The following is a 15,126-nucleotide window of genomic DNA, read 5'->3' on the forward strand; positions in this document are numbered from 1 at the left end:
ATGGCGTCCGCGGGCCGACAGAGTTTCCTGCGCCGCGAGATCTCGCAGCTGCCGCTGTTCCTGCTGGTGTTCGGCGTGCTCTGCGCGTCGATGATGGTGCCGGCCATGCATGCGCTGGTGGTCAACGACCACAGCACGAGCCAGGCGTTCTTCTACGCCGGTGCGCTCGGCTGCGTGATCTTTGCGATGATCGGCATCGCCCACGCGGGCCGCGCGCCCCGCCACGGCGCGCTGGGGCCCTTGATGTCGCTGCTGTCGGCCTTCGTGATCATGCCCGCCGTGCTTGCCATTCCCTTTGTCGAAGCGCTGCCCACCACGCGCTTCGTCAATGCCTATTTCGAGATGTTCAGCGCCTTCACCACCACCGGTGCGACGCTTTTCGACGATCCCGCACGGCTGAGCGGCACCTTGCACCTGTGGCGCGCGCAGGTGGGATGGCTGGGCGGTCTGCTGATGTGGACGGCGGCGGTGGCGATCCTTGCGCCGCTCAACCTCGGCGGTTTCGAGGTCACGACACAGGCCGAGCCTGGCCGCAGCGAAACCGCGCCGCATGCCTCGCGCGCGCTGACCCCGCGCCAGCGGGTCGGCCGCGCTGTCACGACGCTTGCACCGCTCTACGCGGCGCTGACGCTGGCGCTATGGATGCTGTTGATCTTTTCGGGGCAGGTGCCGCTGGATGCGCTGATCCATGCAATGTCTGTGATGGCGACGTCGGGCATCACCGGCACCGATCCTGCCGTTCCCAGTGCCGCGGGCATCCCGGGCGAGATGATCATGGCGCTCTTCATGTGTTTCGCCCTGTCGCGCCTGACATTTTCTTCCGACACGGTCACCGCCACGCAGGGCGGGCTTACCACCGATCCTGAATTCCGCATCGGTCTGGGCATCGTGATTCTCGTGCCGCTGGCGCTTTTCGCGCGCCACTGGTTCGCGTCGCTCGACGCCGAGAACCCCGAACCGCTGGTAACCGCGCTCAAGGCGCTCTGGGGCGGGATGTTCACCGTCCTGTCCTTCCTGTCGACCACCGGTTTCGTGTCCGGACACTGGACCGAGGCGCAAAGCTGGTCGGGGCTGGGCACACCCGGCCTGATCCTGATGGGGCTGTCGCTGATCGGCGGCGGTGTGGCGACGACCGCGGGCGGGGTGAAGCTGCTGCGCGTTTTCGCGCTATACCGCAATGCGGTGCGCGAGATGGAGCAGCTGGTGCATCCCCATTCCGTGTCGGGCGCGGGTGTTGCGGGGCGGCGCCTGCAATCTGGCGGGGCGTTCATCGCGTGGATCTTCTTCATGCTGTTCGCGCTGTCCTTCACCGCCGTGGTGCTGGCGCTGGCGCTGATCGGCGTCAGCTTCGAGGACGCGATGGTCATGGCCATTGCCATGCTCTCGACAACCGGCCCGCTGACGCAGGTCGCCTCCGAAGCGCCCATCGACCTGATCGCGCTCAGCGACACGGCCAAGGCGGTCCTGTGCACCGCCATGGTGCTGGGGCGGCTGGAAACATTGGCCATTATCGCCCTGTTGACACCCGATTTGTGGCGCGCGTGACACGCGTTGCACCTTCTTTGGGCGACACTGCGGAATTTGGGGGTGGAAACTTCCACGGCGGCCCTTCATAGTTTGCATTCGGGGGGCCGTTTGCGGCTAAAGACAAGAAAAAACGGAAGAACAAACTATGGCGTCTGACAGACAGAACCTTCAGGATGCGTTCCTGAACCACGTTCGTAAAACCAAAGTACCAGTGACGATTTTCCTGATCAACGGCGTCAAGCTGCAAGGCGTGATCACGTGGTTCGACAACTTCTGTGTGCTGCTGCGCCGCGACGGGCAGTCGCAGCTTGTGTACAAGCACGCGATCTCGACCATCATGCCAAGCCAGCCAATCAGCCTTTACGAGGGCGAAGAGGCTTCTTGAGCCGTCCACAATTCCAGATTGACGACAGTGACGGTCCGCGCCTGACGCGGGCTTTCGTGTTGCACCCCGACATCCGCACGGATGCCGACCGCCGCGACCCCGGTCCGGCGCTCGAAGAAGCATTGGCGCTGGCCGACGCGCTGCCGGGGCTGGAAGTCGTCGGCGGATCGGTGATCCAGCTGCGCAAGGTCAGTGCCGGACAGCTGTTCGGCAAGGGCAAGATCGAAGAACTGCGCGAGATGATCGAGGCGGAGGAGATCGAGCTGGTGCTGATCGACGGGCCCGTCACACCCGTGCAGCAGCGCAATCTCGAAAAGCTCTGGAAGGTCAAACTGCTGGACCGGACCGGGCTGATCCTCGAAATCTTCTCCGACCGCGCGGCGACCCGTGAAGGGGTGCTTCAGGTCGAGATGGCCGCGCTCAACTACCAGCGCACGCGGCTGGTGCGGGCCTGGACCCACCTCGAACGGCAGCGCGGCGGCCTCGGCTTTGTCGGCGGCCCCGGCGAAACCCAGATCGAGGCGGACCGCCGCGCCATCGACGAACAGCTCGTGCGCCTGCGCCGGCAGCTCGACAAGGTGGTCAAGACCCGCGCGCTGCACCGTGCCGCACGGGCCAAGGTGCCCTATCCGATCGTGGCGCTCGTGGGCTATACCAACGCCGGCAAGTCGACCCTTTTCAACCGCTTGACGGGCGCGGACGTGATGGTCAAGGACATGCTCTTTGCCACGCTCGACCCCACGATGCGCAGCCTGACGCTCGAAGACGGGCCGGAGATCATCCTCAGCGATACGGTGGGCTTCATCTCGGATCTGCCGACCGAACTGGTGGCGGCCTTCCGTGCCACCCTCGAAGAAGTGCTGGCCGCTGACATCGTTCTGCACGTGCGCGACATTTCCCACGCCGAGACCGAGAATCAGGCCCACGACGTGCGCGAGATCCTCACCTCGCTCGGGGTGCCCAAGGAAACCCGCACCTTCGAGGTCTGGAACAAGCTGGACCTGATGCCGCCGGACCGCGCCGATGCGATGCGCGAACGCGCGGCGCGCGACGACAGCGTTCTGGCGATCTCCGCGATCACCGGCGAGGGGCTGGACAAGCTTCAGGCCACGGTCGCCGAAGCCCTGCAAGGCGCGCTGCGCACCTCGCAGATCGAACTGGCCTTCAGCGAGGGGCGCAAGCGCGCGTGGCTCTTTGACCACGACATCGTCATCGAGGAAGAACAGACCGACGCGGGTTTCCTCCTGACCGTGCGCTGGTCCGCAGAGCAGGAAGCCGCTTTCCAGCGTCTTTGAGTGGCAAATGGCGCAGAGCGCGCCATATCTTCCGGTAGCCACCTTGCGGAGCATCCCATGACCCTGCCGATCCTGTTCCTCGCCACATTCGCCGTCTTTCTTGCGGTGGACTTCGTGGCGCTAAGCTATTTCATCAAACCGATCTTCGCGCGCGATATCGGCCCGCTGATGCTCGACAGTCCGCGGCTTCTGCCCGCGTTCCTGTTCTATGCCTTCATGGTCGCCGTGGTGCTGTGGTTCGTCTCGTGGCCGGCGCTGGCCGACAGCAAATCCCTGTGGTGGGTGTTCGGCAACGCGGCATTGATCGGCATGGTCGGCTACGGCACCTACGAGTTCACCAATTACGCGATCCTCAAGGACTGGACAGCGACGCTGGTGGCGACGGATTTCATCTGGGGCACGGTTCTGACGGGCGGCTCGGCGGTGGCCGGGGCGGCCATCACCCGCGCATTCGCGACCTGACGCAGCAGCAGAAGAGAAGCCGCAGAATGGGGCGCGAGGGAGCCGGATCGGATGAAAGCCGCGTCAGGCCCCTGTGGCCGATGCGTAGCGCCACGCGCCGGGGGCAAGGCGGTTCAGATGCCAGTCCCCCACGGACACGCGCACCAGCCGCAGGCAGGGCAGGCCCACATGGGCGGTCATGCGCCGCACCTGCCGGTTGCGCCCTTCGGATATCGTGACGCTCAGCCAGCAGTCCGGCACGCTCTTGCGGAACCGCACCGGCGGGTCGCGCGGCCACAGGTCGGGCGGATCGATCGCCTCTACCCGCGCGGGGCGGGTCGGCCCGTCCTTCAGCGTCACCCCCGCGCGCAGCGCCGAGAGCGCGGCATCGTCGGCGGTGCCTTCGACCTGGACCAGATAGGTTTTCGACAGCTTGTACTTGGGGTTGCTGATCCGCGCCTGAAGCGGGCCGTGATCGGTCAGCACCATCAGCCCCTCGCTGTCACGGTCGAGCCTGCCTGCCGGATAGAACCCCGGCACGTCGATGAACCCCGACAGGGTCGGGCGGGGGCTGCCTTCGGTGCCGCGGTCGGTGAATTGCGATAGCACCCCGTAGGGTTTGTTGAACAGGATGACGCGGCCCGTCACGGGGCGGGGACCAGTTTCGTCACCCCCACGGCCGCGGCGCGCGCGAGGTCTTCGTCGAGCGACATGGGAATGTATTCGCCGCGCCGCCACAGCTGCGCCAGATCGTCGTAATGGCGCGACAGGAAGTGCCCAGACTGGCCCGTCGAGTTGATGAAGACCGAACTGTCGGGATCGGCGAAATCATAGACCCCGCGATAACCCGCCCCGTGCACGTTCAGGAAGGGGTCCGGATCGGTCCCCTTGGTGCGGCCGCGCATCAGCGTGTGATCGCCGCCTGAGGTGCTTTGCCGGATGTTCACAAAATAGCGCAGCACCGGCACTTCGCCCAGCACCGGATGGTCGTGGGTGGCCTGATGCACATCGCCCCAGCGCAAAGATTCCAGCGCGGTGCCGTATTGTTCGTCGATATCGACCAGCGCATCGTCCAGAGCCAGCCGCGCCATGTCGGCGCAGGTCTCCACCGGGGCGGACTGGAACACGTCGCACCACGCCGAGGCCCCCTCGAGATCGCGGAACACCCGTTCGATGAACAAAGGCTCGACGTGGTCGAATTCATCGGCCAGCGGGCCCAGTTCGTCGCGGATCAGGCGGTCCTGCAGCTTGCGAAGCCATGTGGCGTAGATCAGCGGCTCGGGCAGATGTTCGTTCATTTCGCCCGACCATTCGGCCAGCAGGCTCAGCGCGCGCTGGCGCAGGCGCTCGGGCGTACCGTCCGGTGCGGCCTCGCCGGTGAACCACAGCTCGGCCCCGATCAGCGGCAGCAGCGACCGCGCGGTAAAGCTGACGGTGTCGAGCTGGGCTTCGATGAAACTGTCGCGCGTGTGGACCTGCCGGCCCTGCATCAGCCGCTGCCAGCGCTGCACGCGCTGGGTGTCGCCCCACAGAAAGCTGATGTGGCTGGGAAAGGGGCGGTCGATCATCTTGTTGTTGGTATTCCCCAGAATACCGCCCTGGGGGGAGACGAAACCGGGGTTCGACGTATAGGGCAGAATGCCCTGCCAGCGGTTCGTCGCGATCCAGCCGGGGCTGGGCAGGCGGCCCTTGCTCTGGTGCGCGGGGTCGCGCTTGGGCGCCGCGCCGATGGTTTTCATCGCGATGGTCTCGCGGTCCACCAGCGTCAGGTTCTGGGAGGGGGCCACGTAGAGGCGGGCGGCGTCAATGCCATCGGCGACGGTCTTGGCGCGCATGATCTCCATCGCGGCCTGCAGGGTCGTGTCGCGCTGGCTGAGCACGGTCCAAGACACCGCCGCCACATGGCCCGGCGGGGTGATCGAGGCGAGGTTGAAGTGGCTGCCCGGCAGCACCGGTCCGTTGTCGGTCCAGCGCAGGGTCAGGGTGACTGGATCACGGTCCTTGATGTTGATGATCGACGCGCGGGTCCGGAATTTCTTGAACCCGTCCGGGGTGCGGTATTCCTCGCGGTCGGCGGGGTTCAACTCCTCGATGAACACGTCCTGATCGTCGAGGTAGGACGACGTGACGCCCCAGCCCAGATCGGCGGAACGACCGGTCAGGATCACGGGAATGCCCGGTATCGTGCCCCCGATGACACCGCCCGATTGCAGTTCGAGCCGCGCCAGATACCAGATCGCCGGGGCGGTAAAGCCGAGGTGCGGATCGTTGGCCAGAAGCGTGCCGCCCGATGCCGAGCGCGAGGGGGCCGCGGCCCAGGCGTTCGACGCGCCCGCCAGCGCCGTGCGCCGGAACGGCGACAGGGGATGCGGATCGAAGGGAATGTTCGCCGCGAACCGTGGCACTGTCGGGAAAAGGCTCGCGTATTCGGGCAGGGCGGCCACCCCGTCGCCCGGCGCATCGGGCAGGATATCGCGGATGCGCTGCTCGTCGGGCAGGGCGAGAGACACACGCGCGCGCATCACTTCGGCGTCCAGATGGCCCGACAGTTGCAGCCCCATCAGCTTCACGATGGCAAGGCTGTCGGCAGGGCGCCACGGCGCCAGCGGCGTGTTGAAGAGGAATATCTCGGGCGCGCCGCGCCCCAGCGCCTGTCCGTTGATCTGGTCGAGCCGCGCGTTCACGCCCGCGGAATAGGCCCGCAGGGCGGCCTGTGTGCGCTCGTCCAGCGCCTCGACCGACGCCACGGACAGCGCGTAGAGGTCGAAGCGGCGCAGCAGCTTGTCGACCTCCAGCGTGGCGGCGCCGAACACCTCTGACAGGCGCCCCTGTGCCGTGCGCCGCAGGGTGGTCATCTGCCACAGGCGGTCCTGGGCATGGGCGAAGCCGAGACCGAAGAAGACCTCTTCGTCGGACTGGCCGAAGATATGCGGCACGTTGGCGTTGTCGCGCACGATCTCGACGGGGGCGGTCAGGTTCGGGACCTCGACGGTCGCGTCGTAGTCGGGCAGGGACCGCGAGGCCAGCCAGTAGACCAGCCCGATGGCCAGCACGCTGAGCACGAGAAGTGTCGCGGCGATGCGGAAAAGCCAGCGAAAGACCAATGCCATCAGGGAAACCTCCGAAAGAGCCGCGAGGCGTCAATTGACCCTGTGGGCCACGGTGTTACGTTTTGTCAGCAATAGCGCAACATCGAAGCAAGGAAAAGCACATGGCAAAGCTCGCGTTTTTAGGTCTGGGCGTAATGGGCGGGCCGATGGCCGGCCACCTGCAAAAGGCCAGTCACGAGGTGACGGTCTATAACCGGACCGCAGCCAAGGCCGCCGATTGGGTCGAGACCTACGGCGGGGCATCGGCAGCCACCCCGCGCGAAGCGGCGCAGGGCGCTGATTTCGTCATGGCCTGCGTGGGCAACGACGACGACCTGCGGTCGGTCTGTCTGGGCGATGACGGGGCCTTTGCCGGAATGGGTGCGGGCAGCGTATTCGTCGATCACACGACCGTCTCTGCCGCCGTCACGCGCGAGCTCTACGAGGCCGCCGATCACAAGCAGATCAGCTTCGTCGATGCGCCGATTTCCGGTGGGCAGGCGGGGGCCGAGAACGCGCAGCTGTCGATCATGTGCGGCGGCGATCAGGGCGCCTTCGACCGCGCGCTGCCTGTGATGGAGGTCTATTCCAAGATCTGCCGCCGCATCGGCGACAGCGGCGCGGGCCAGATGACCAAGATGTGCAACCAGATCGCCATCGCGGGCGTGGTGCAGGGCCTGTCCGAAGCGCTGCATTTCGCCGAGAAGGCCGGGCTCGATGGCCGCGCGGTGGTCGAGGTGATCAGCCAGGGCGCGGCTGGCAGCTGGCAGATGGCCAACCGCTACGAGACGATGCTGGACGACAAATTCGACCACGGCTTTGCCGTCGACTGGATGCGCAAGGATCTGGGGATCTGCCTGTCCACGGGGGACGAGATCGCGGCGAGCCTGCCGCTGACCGCGCTGGTCGACCAGTTCTACAAGGATGTGCAGAAGCTGGGCGGCGGACGTTGGGACACATCCAGCCTGATCCAGCGGTTGCGCAAGATGGAATGACGGTTACCCACGGGTAACCGTTTATCGTTTATTAACAGAAGGTTATCGAAGCATTAACGCGGATCAGGGAATGATCCGCGTGTACTTCGTCCCTTCCAGTGTCGCGCCCAGTCGCAGACCCGCACGGCCGAACACGACCGCAAGGACCGGTGACAGCAGTTTGGTGGTGTCGGCGTTCACGCTGTCGCCACGGTCGGAAATCACGTATTCGATATTCGCACCGGCCGCCCAGCCGGGCGAGCGGCGGAAGTCCTGAAGCGCCTCCTGGGTCATGAAGAACAGCACATGGGCGTATTGCTGTGCGCCGATCTGCAACCCGCCCGTCGCCTTCGTGACCGAATAATAGTCCACCGAAATATCGTTGACCCGCAGCGCGCCGCGCCCGTAGGCACCGCCAAGGCCGAGCCCTGCTTCGGTCACCAGCGGCATCACCAGCATGCCGTTGGATTTATCCGCCAGCGTGCGGGTGTTGGGATAGAGCCGGTACATTTCGCCAAGCGTTGCATCGACGCGCGCGTCGATGGTGCCCGCCCCGGTCGAGCCTACGCCGTTGCCGCAGGCCGCCAATGCGCCCGTACCCGCCAGAGCGCCGAGCGCGAAGGCGCGGCGCGAAAGGATGTTCTGTGTCATGTGATCTGCCTGTAATGTCTGTTGCACTGCTTGGGTGCCGGTATGGTCCGGCTTGGGCGAAACTATAGGCGGAAAATCGCAGGGTGTCATCGCCCTAACGCCCCGATGCGCGGAATCGCGCTATTTCCGCGCAGGGAATCGACCCGACGGCGCGGGGTTCAGATCTCTTCGAGGTCCGCGCGGTCGATGAAACGATCCCGACGAAATCGCGGCCATTCAGACGAGATGCCAAACCCACGGCAAAGGCGTGATCCGCCGCGCGGGTGGGTCAGCGCGCCAGCAGGCGGGCGGCGGCGGGGGCGAAATAGGTCAGGATCCCGTTGCAGCCCGCGCGTTTGAAGGCCATCAGGCTTTCCATCATCACGCGCTCTTCGTCGATCATGCCGGCGGCGGCGGCGGCCTTGATCATGCTGTATTCGCCCGAGACCTGATAGGCGAAGGTGGGCGCGCCGAAGGTGTCTTTCACACGCCGGCAGATATCGAGATAGGGCAGGCCGGGTTTGACCATGACCATATCCGCCCCTTCGGCCAGATCGCGCGCCACCAGCCGCAGCGCCTCGTCCGAATTGGCCGGATCCATCTGGTAGGTTTTCTTGTCGCCGGTCAGCGCGCCGGACGCGCCCACCGCATCGCGGAACGGCCCGTAGAAGGCAGAGGCGTATTTGGCCGCGTAGCTGAGGATCATTACCTTGTCGAAACCGTTGTCTTCGAGGCTTTTGCGGATCGCGGCGATGCGCCCGTCCATCATGTCGGACGGGCCGATGATGTCGGCCCCCGCGCGGGCCTGTTCGAGCGCCATCTTCGCCAGCGCGTCGACCGTGCGGTCGTTGATGATTTCGCCGTCCACGACAAATCCGTCGTGGCCGTTGATGTTATAGGTATCGAGCGCGACATCCGTCATGATGACCAGATCGGGCAGTTCCGCCTTGATCGCGCGGATCGCGCGGTTGACATGGTTGTCGGGATCCCACGCGCCGGCGCAATCCTCGGTCCGTTCCTCCAGACCGGTGTAGGGAAACAGGCACAGCGCGCCCAGCCCCAGATCCCACGCTTCCTGCGCGGCCTCGACGATGCGGTCCACGGACCGGCGCATGACACCGGGCATGGAGGGAATTTCCTCGACCACGTTTTCACCGCCGCGCACGAAAACGGGCCAGATGAAATCGCCCGCGGAGAGCGCGTTTTCGCGCACCAGCCCGCGGATGCCTTCGGTCTGGCGGGTGCGGCGCAGCCGAAGCTGGGGAAAAGAGGCTTGGATCGGCTGCATCGGAAGTTCCTTGGGCTGATGTTGTCAGGTGAAATTGACACGTATTTTTGCCTCCCTCAAGGGGTGGTCTAGACCGGATTTCAAGGATATGAAGCTGAAAATACTAGGTAAGAGCATTTCGTTGGACTGGTACCAGACCCTCTTTGAACTGATCGACATGCGTTCGTTCTCGAACCTGTGGTTCTGGATCGTGCTTGCGGTCGTCTGGTCGACGACCAGCCACTACTGCCTTGGCGTCCCTTTCGACATGGTGCTGCGGGCCAAGCGCCACGGGGGCCAGTACGAAAGCGATCTGGAAGACATGGTGCGGATCAACACCAACCGGCTTTTGTTCATCGCGCAGATGTCGGGGCTCTGGATCCTCGGCTTTGCCTGTTTTTTCATGACGATTCTTGTGCTTTTGGGATTTATCTACGGCAACGAATTTGCGCAGGCCCTCGTTTTGCTGGGATTTCCGCTGTGTCTGGTCGGCGCGCTGAGCCTGTCGACGGCGCGCCTGATCCAGCAGGAGGATTCGCGCGGGGAGCGTCTGCGCCGCCGGTTGATGCGCCACCGGCTCTATACCCAGATCATCGGCATGATCTCGATCTTCGTGACGGCGCTGTGGGGCATGTACCAGAACATGAACATCGGCCCCTTTGGCAGTTGACACCCGCGCCCCGCGGCCCACATGAGCGGCAGATGACCGAACCCTCCCATATCACCGTCTCGGGTGTTCCCGAAGGATACGACGCCCGCATCGTGCTGCGCGAGGTCGCGCGCGCCGAGGGGCCTGTCATTCACGTTGCGATGGACGACAAGCGCATGGCCGCGATCGAGGCCGCGCTGCGGTTCTTTGCACCCGACATGCCGATTGTGCGTTTTCCGGGCTGGGATTGCCTGCCCTACGACCGCGTGTCGCCGAACGCCGACATCTCGGCGCAGCGGATGGCGACGCTGGCGGGGCTGGTTCACGGAATGCCGGACCGTTTCGTGCTGCTGACCACGATGAGCGCGGCAACCCAGCGCGTGCCCGCGCGCGAGATCCTGCAGGACGCCGCGTTTCGCGCCCGCGTGGGCGACCGCATCAACGAAAAGGGGCTGCGCGAGTTTCTCGTCCGCATGGGGTTCGTCCAAAGCCCCACGGTGATGGAGCCGGGGGATTATGCCGTGCGCGGCGGCATCATCGACATCTACCCGCCCGGCGATCTGGGGCCCGTGCGGCTGGATATGTTCGGGGACGTTCTGGACGGGGCACGGCGGTTCGATCCCGCGACCCAGCGGACCACCGAAAAACTGGACACGATCGAACTCGCGCCGGTCAGCGAAGTGATTCTCGATGAGGCCGCGGTGACGCGCTTTCGCCAGAACTACCGCATCGAATTCGGCGCGGCGGGCACGGATGATCCGCTTTACGAGGCGATCAGCGCGGGGCGTAAGCATCAGGGTGCGGAGCATTGGCTGGCGTTCTTCTACGAGCGGCTGGAGACGCTGTTCGATTACCTGCCCGGCGCGCCGGTGACCCATGACGACCAGTTGACACCCTCGCGTCTGGCGCGGTGGGACACGGTCGAGGACCAGTACGAGACGCGGCGCATCGCCATGTCCAACCGGTCGAAAATGGACAGTGTCTACAAGCCGGCACCCGCCAGCGGCCTCTATCTGGATGATGCCGCGTGGGAGGCGGCGGTCGCCAGCCGGCGCGTGCTGCGGCTGGCACCGCTGCCGCAGAGCACCGGACCCGGCGTCACCGATGCAGGCGGACGGCTGGGGCGGAATTTCGCACCCGAACGCCAGCGCGAGGACGTGCGCCTGTTCGGGGCGCTGGCCGACCATCTGCGCGACAAGCTGGAGGCGGGTCCGGTCGTCATGGCCAGCTTTTCCGAAGGCGCGCGGGAACGCCTGACAGGCCTGATCGAGGACGAGGGACTGGCCGAGACGATCCCGGTGCGCGACGCCACGCGGATCGGCAAGCGGGGCCTCTACCTGACGGTCTGGGGTCTGGATCGCGGGTTCGAGGCCCCCTGGGAGCAGGCGGGCAAGGACGGGCGCATCACCGTCATCTCGGAACAGGATGTTCTGGGCGACCGGTTGATCCGCGGCCCCAAGCGAAAGCGGCGTGCGGAGAATTTCCTCAGCGAGCTCAACAGCCTGAGCCCCGACGATCTGGTGGTCCATGTCGATCACGGCATCGGGCGCTACAAGGGGCTGGAGGTGATCACCGCCGCCGGTGCCGCGCACGAATGTCTGGTGCTGGAATACGCCGAGGGCGCGAAGCTCTACCTGCCGGTCGAGAATATCGAGTTGCTGAGCAAGTACGGCCACGAGGAAGGGCTGCTCGACAAGCTGGGCGGCGGCGCGTGGCAATCCAAGAAGGCCAAGCTGAAAGAGCGCATCCGCGAGATGGCGGACAAGCTGATCCGTATCGCCGCCGAACGGGCCCTGCGCAAGGCGCCGATCATGGATCCGCCGCAGGGCATGTGGGAGGATTTCGCCGCGCGCTTCCCCTACGAGGAAACCGACGACCAGCTGTCGGCGATCGGCGATGTCATCGACGACATGACCAGTGGCAGCCCGATGGACCGGCTGATCGTGGGCGATGTGGGCTTTGGCAAGACCGAGGTGGCGATGCGCGCGGCCTTTGTCGCGGCCATGTCGGGCGTTCAGGTGGCGGTGATCGCGCCGACCACGCTGTTGGCGCGCCAGCACTACAAAAGCTTTGCCGAGCGGTTTCGCGGATTTCCGATCAACGTGCGCCAGCTGAGCCGCTTTGTCGGTACCAAGGAAGCAAGCCTGACGCGGGACGGGATCACCAAGGGCAGCGTCGATATCGTGATCGGCACCCACGCGCTCTTGGCCAAATCGGTGAAGTTCAAGAACCTCGGCCTGCTGGTGATCGACGAGGAGCAGCATTTCGGTGTCGGCCACAAAGAGCGGCTGAAGTCGCTGCGCACCGATGTGCATGTGCTGACCCTGACCGCCACGCCGATCCCGCGGACCCTGCAACTGAGCCTGACAGGCGTGCGCGATCTGTCGATCATCGGCACACCGCCCGTCGACCGACTGGCGATCCGCACCTATGTCAGCGAATTTGACGCGATCACCATCCGCGAGGCGCTGCTGCGCGAACACTATCGCGGCGGGCAGTCTTTCTACGTCGTGCCACGCATCAGCGACCTGCCGGAGATCGAGGCCTTTCTGAAGGACCAGCTGCCCGAGCTGTCCTACATCGTCGCCAACGGGCAGATGGCGGCGGGTGAGCTCGATGACCGGATGAATGCCTTTTACGACGGCAAGTTCGACATCCTGCTGGCGACGACGATCGTTGAATCGGGTCTGGATATCCCCACGGCGAACACGATGATCGTGCACCGCGCGGATATGTTCGGGCTTGCGCAGCTCTACCAGATCCGGGGCCGGGTGGGGCGTTCGAAAACCCGCGCCTATGCCTATCTGACGACCAAGCCGCGCGCGCCCCTGACCGCCACGGCCGAGAAACGCCTGCGCGTGCTGTCGGGGCTCGACACGCTTGGCGCCGGCTTCACGCTGGCCAGTCAGGACCTCGATATTCGCGGCGCGGGCAACCTTCTGGGCGAGGAACAGTCCGGCCAGATGCGCGACGTGGGGTTCGAGCTCTACCAGTCGATGCTGGAAGAGGCGATTTCCAAGATCCGCTCGGGCGAGATGGAAGGGGTGCTGGACGACGACGGCCAGTGGGCGCCGCAGATCAATCTGGGCGTGCCCGTGCTGATCCCCGAGGATTACGTGCCCGATCTGGACGTGCGTCTGGGCCTCTACCGGCGTCTGAGCGAGCTGACCACCAAGGTCGAGCTGGAAGGCTTTGCCGCCGAATTGATCGACCGCTTCGGCAAGCTGCCGCGCGAGGTCAACACGCTGATGCTGGTGGTGCGGATCAAGGCGATGTGCAAACGCGCTGGCATCTCGAAGCTGGACGGCGGGCCGAAGGGGGCCACGATCCAGTTCCACAACGATAAATTCGCCTCGCCCGAAGGGCTGGTGAAGTTCATTCAGGACCAGAAGGGTCTGGCGAAGGTCAAGGACAACAAGATCGTCGTGCGGCGCGACTGGAAGAACGACGCCGACAAGATCAAGGGTGCCTTTGCCATCGCGCGCGATCTGGCAGAGCATGTCGTCGCGCGTGAAAAGGCCACGAAGAAGCGCAAGGCGGAGAAGGCCAAAGCCTCCTGACGCGGATCAGATGGCGGGCTGGCGCATCGCGCGGCCCATCATCAGCGTCACGGAAAAGCCGCCGATCGCCAGTCCGAGGCCGGCCAGGAACAGCCCCGATTCCACGGGTCCGATCAGCAGCGCGATCAGTGCCGAGATCATCGACGCGCCCACGGTCGACACGGCCCCGATCACCGAGGCCGCCATGCCCGCGATATGGCCCATCGGCTCCATCGCCAGCGCGTTGAGGTTGCCCAGCGTCAGACCGGCCTGAAAGAACGCGCAGGTCTGCCAGAACACGAAGAAATAGAACCCCTGCGGCCCGTTGCCCAGATCGAGGGCAAAGAAGCTGGCCGAGATCAGCACCTGCGCGCCAAGCGCGATGGTCACGAGCCGGACCATGCCGAAGCGCACGACCAGCAGCGCGTTCAGCAGGCTGGCGCTGCCCGCGATCAGGGCGACGATAAAGAACCAGAAGGGGAACTCGGACGCGCGGCCGTATTCCAGATCATAGATCGGCTGGACCAGCATGAGCGTGAGAAACAGGAACGACATCGTCAGCGTCTGCACGAGGATCGACAGGCGCACGCCACGGTTGGCGAACATCTCGCGCACGGCGTCGAGCATCAGCGCCAGACGGATCGGGCGGCGCTGCGACACGGGAAGGGTTTCGGGCAGGCGGATCATCATCCACGACGAAAACACGCAGGCGAAGACGATGAACGCGATGAAGATGCCGCGCCATCCGGCCGCGTCGATGATGAAACTGCCCAGCAGGGGCGCCACCGCAGGCACAAGCACGAAGATCATCATCACAACGGATGTAATCTGGGCCATCTGGCGACCGGCGTAGCGGTCGCGCACCACCGCGATGGACACCACGCGCGGTGCAGCGGCGCCAAATCCCTGAACGGCGCGGGCCAGCAGCACCAGTTCAAGCGACTGGCTGCGCCACGCGATGGCCGCGCAGACGATATAGACAGCGGCTCCGGCGAGGATCACGGGCTTGCGCCCGAAGGCATCGGCCAGCGGCCCGGCCACGAAGGTGCCCAGACCGATTCCCAGAAGGAAACTGCTGAGGATGAGGGCCGCATTTTCGGGTGCGCCCGGTGACAGGTCTGCCGCGATCTGCGGCAGCGCGGGCAGCATGGCGTCGATGGAAAAGGCGATGGTCGCCGTCATCATGGCGACAAGCGCAACGAATTCGCTGCGGCCCATCGGGAAATTATCTTTTGCGAAAGTCACCTTAGCTCCCGGAAGTAAACGCAAGAGAGCGCGTCACACGTTGAATAACCCAAGGTTGCACAGGGTACAAATTCTAAATTTGTGA

At 65.0% G+C, this 15,126-nt stretch carries 12 protein-coding genes; 7 read left to right on the forward strand and 5 right to left on the reverse strand.

The features are described from left to right. The 4 genes from ABMC89_RS03655 (at nucleotide 1) to ABMC89_RS03670 (ending at nucleotide 3,669) form a co-directional block, all read left to right on the forward strand. Nucleotides 1–1,545, forward strand: a complete 1,545-nt coding sequence (locus ABMC89_RS03655; protein WP_349565298.1) for a TrkH family potassium uptake protein — start codon at nucleotides 1–3, stop codon at nucleotides 1,543–1,545. A 127-nt stretch (nucleotides 1,546–1,672) separates the two neighbouring features. Next, nucleotides 1,673–1,912 carry an RNA chaperone Hfq gene (gene hfq / locus ABMC89_RS03660; protein ID WP_114886916.1) on the forward strand — a complete coding sequence of 80 codons (240 nt, stop codon included), beginning with the start codon at nucleotides 1,673–1,675 and terminating at the stop codon, nucleotides 1,910–1,912. Continuing rightward, the gene (gene hflX / locus ABMC89_RS03665; RefSeq protein ID WP_349565300.1) at nucleotides 1,909–3,207 is read left to right on the forward strand and encodes a GTPase HflX; all 1,299 of its coding nucleotides are present in this window, start codon (nucleotides 1,909–1,911) and stop codon (nucleotides 3,205–3,207) included. Before hfq ends, hflX begins: the two co-directional genes overlap by 4 nt. Nucleotides 3,208–3,264: 57 nt before the next feature. Next, nucleotides 3,265–3,669: a DUF2177 family protein gene (locus ABMC89_RS03670; RefSeq protein ID WP_349565302.1), complete on the forward strand. Its 405-nt coding sequence runs from the start codon at nucleotides 3,265–3,267 to the stop codon at nucleotides 3,667–3,669. A 63-nt stretch (nucleotides 3,670–3,732) separates the two neighbouring features. On the opposite strand, the gene ABMC89_RS03675 is transcribed toward ABMC89_RS03670, so the two are convergent. Together ABMC89_RS03675 and ABMC89_RS03680 are read right to left on the reverse strand one after the other, a co-directional pair. Next, nucleotides 3,733–4,296 carry a pseudouridine synthase gene (locus ABMC89_RS03675; RefSeq protein ID WP_349565304.1) on the reverse strand — a complete coding sequence of 188 codons (564 nt, stop codon included), beginning with the start codon at nucleotides 4,294–4,296 and terminating at the stop codon, nucleotides 3,733–3,735. Continuing rightward, complete coding sequence (locus tag ABMC89_RS03680; RefSeq protein ID WP_349565306.1) at nucleotides 4,293–6,758, reverse strand: penicillin acylase family protein; 2,466 nt, start codon at nucleotides 6,756–6,758, stop codon at nucleotides 4,293–4,295. The genes ABMC89_RS03675 and ABMC89_RS03680 overlap by 4 nt, the downstream gene beginning before the upstream one ends. 71 nt (nucleotides 6,759–6,829) lie before the next feature. On the opposite strand from ABMC89_RS03680, the gene ABMC89_RS03685 reads away from it, so the two are divergent. Further along, on the forward strand, nucleotides 6,830–7,732 hold the full coding sequence (locus ABMC89_RS03685) for an NAD(P)-dependent oxidoreductase (protein ID WP_349568506.1): 903 nt from the start codon (nucleotides 6,830–6,832) through the stop codon (nucleotides 7,730–7,732). Nucleotides 7,733–7,795: 63 nt separating this feature from the next. Here ABMC89_RS03685 and ABMC89_RS03690 read toward each other — a convergent pair whose 3' ends face one another. Both ABMC89_RS03690 and hemB read right to left on the reverse strand, forming a co-directional pair. Beyond that, a complete protein-coding gene (locus ABMC89_RS03690; RefSeq protein ID WP_349565308.1) occupies nucleotides 7,796–8,362 on the reverse strand; it encodes a lipid-binding SYLF domain-containing protein in 567 nt (188 codons plus the stop codon). Between the two features lie 268 nt (nucleotides 8,363–8,630). After that, nucleotides 8,631–9,629 carry a porphobilinogen synthase gene (hemB, locus tag ABMC89_RS03695; protein WP_349565310.1) on the reverse strand — a complete coding sequence of 333 codons (999 nt, stop codon included), beginning with the start codon at nucleotides 9,627–9,629 and terminating at the stop codon, nucleotides 8,631–8,633. Between the two features lie 88 nt (nucleotides 9,630–9,717). Between hemB and ABMC89_RS03700 the strand changes: the two genes are divergently transcribed. After that, nucleotides 9,718–10,278, forward strand: coding sequence for a component of SufBCD complex (locus ABMC89_RS03700; RefSeq protein WP_439655635.1), 561 nt, complete (start codon nucleotides 9,718–9,720; stop codon nucleotides 10,276–10,278). Between the two features lie 32 nt (nucleotides 10,279–10,310). Next, nucleotides 10,311–13,817: a transcription-repair coupling factor gene (gene mfd / locus ABMC89_RS03705; protein ID WP_349565312.1), complete on the forward strand. Its 3,507-nt coding sequence runs from the start codon at nucleotides 10,311–10,313 to the stop codon at nucleotides 13,815–13,817. 6 nt (nucleotides 13,818–13,823) lie between these two features. Here the strand turns inward: mfd and ABMC89_RS03710 are convergent, their stop codons facing one another. Continuing rightward, complete coding sequence (locus ABMC89_RS03710; protein ID WP_349568510.1) at nucleotides 13,824–15,014, reverse strand: MFS transporter; 1,191 nt, start codon at nucleotides 15,012–15,014, stop codon at nucleotides 13,824–13,826. Nucleotides 15,015–15,126 lie beyond the last annotated feature (112 nt).

The organism is Sulfitobacter sp. HNIBRBA3233, assembly GCF_040149665.1.
In the GTDB taxonomy this organism is placed as follows: Bacteria; Pseudomonadota; Alphaproteobacteria; order Rhodobacterales; family Rhodobacteraceae; genus Sulfitobacter; species Sulfitobacter marinivivus.

Bases quoted from the DNA above. Each gene is read 5' to 3' on its own strand.
- ABMC89_RS03670 (WP_349565302.1), top strand. From the start codon at position 3,265: ATGACCCTGCCGATCCTGTTCCTCGCCACATTCGCCGTCTTTCTTGCG.
- ABMC89_RS03680 (WP_349565306.1), bottom strand. From the start codon at position 6,758: ATGGCATTGGTCTTTCGCTGGCTTTTCCGCATCGCCGCGACACTTCTC.
- hemB (WP_349565310.1), bottom strand. From the start codon at position 9,629: ATGCAGCCGATCCAAGCCTCTTTTCCCCAGCTTCGGCTGCGCCGCACC.
- mfd (WP_349565312.1), top strand. From the start codon at position 10,311: ATGACCGAACCCTCCCATATCACCGTCTCGGGTGTTCCCGAAGGATAC.
- ABMC89_RS03710 (WP_349568510.1), bottom strand. From the start codon at position 15,014: ATGGGCCGCAGCGAATTCGTTGCGCTTGTCGCCATGATGACGGCGACC.
- hfq (WP_114886916.1), top strand. From the start codon at position 1,673: ATGGCGTCTGACAGACAGAACCTTCAGGATGCGTTCCTGAACCACGTT.
- ABMC89_RS03700 (WP_439655635.1), top strand. From the start codon at position 9,718: ATGAAGCTGAAAATACTAGGTAAGAGCATTTCGTTGGACTGGTACCAG.
- ABMC89_RS03690 (WP_349565308.1), bottom strand. From the start codon at position 8,362: ATGACACAGAACATCCTTTCGCGCCGCGCCTTCGCGCTCGGCGCTCTG.
- ABMC89_RS03655 (WP_349565298.1), top strand. From the start codon at position 1: ATGGCGTCCGCGGGCCGACAGAGTTTCCTGCGCCGCGAGATCTCGCAG.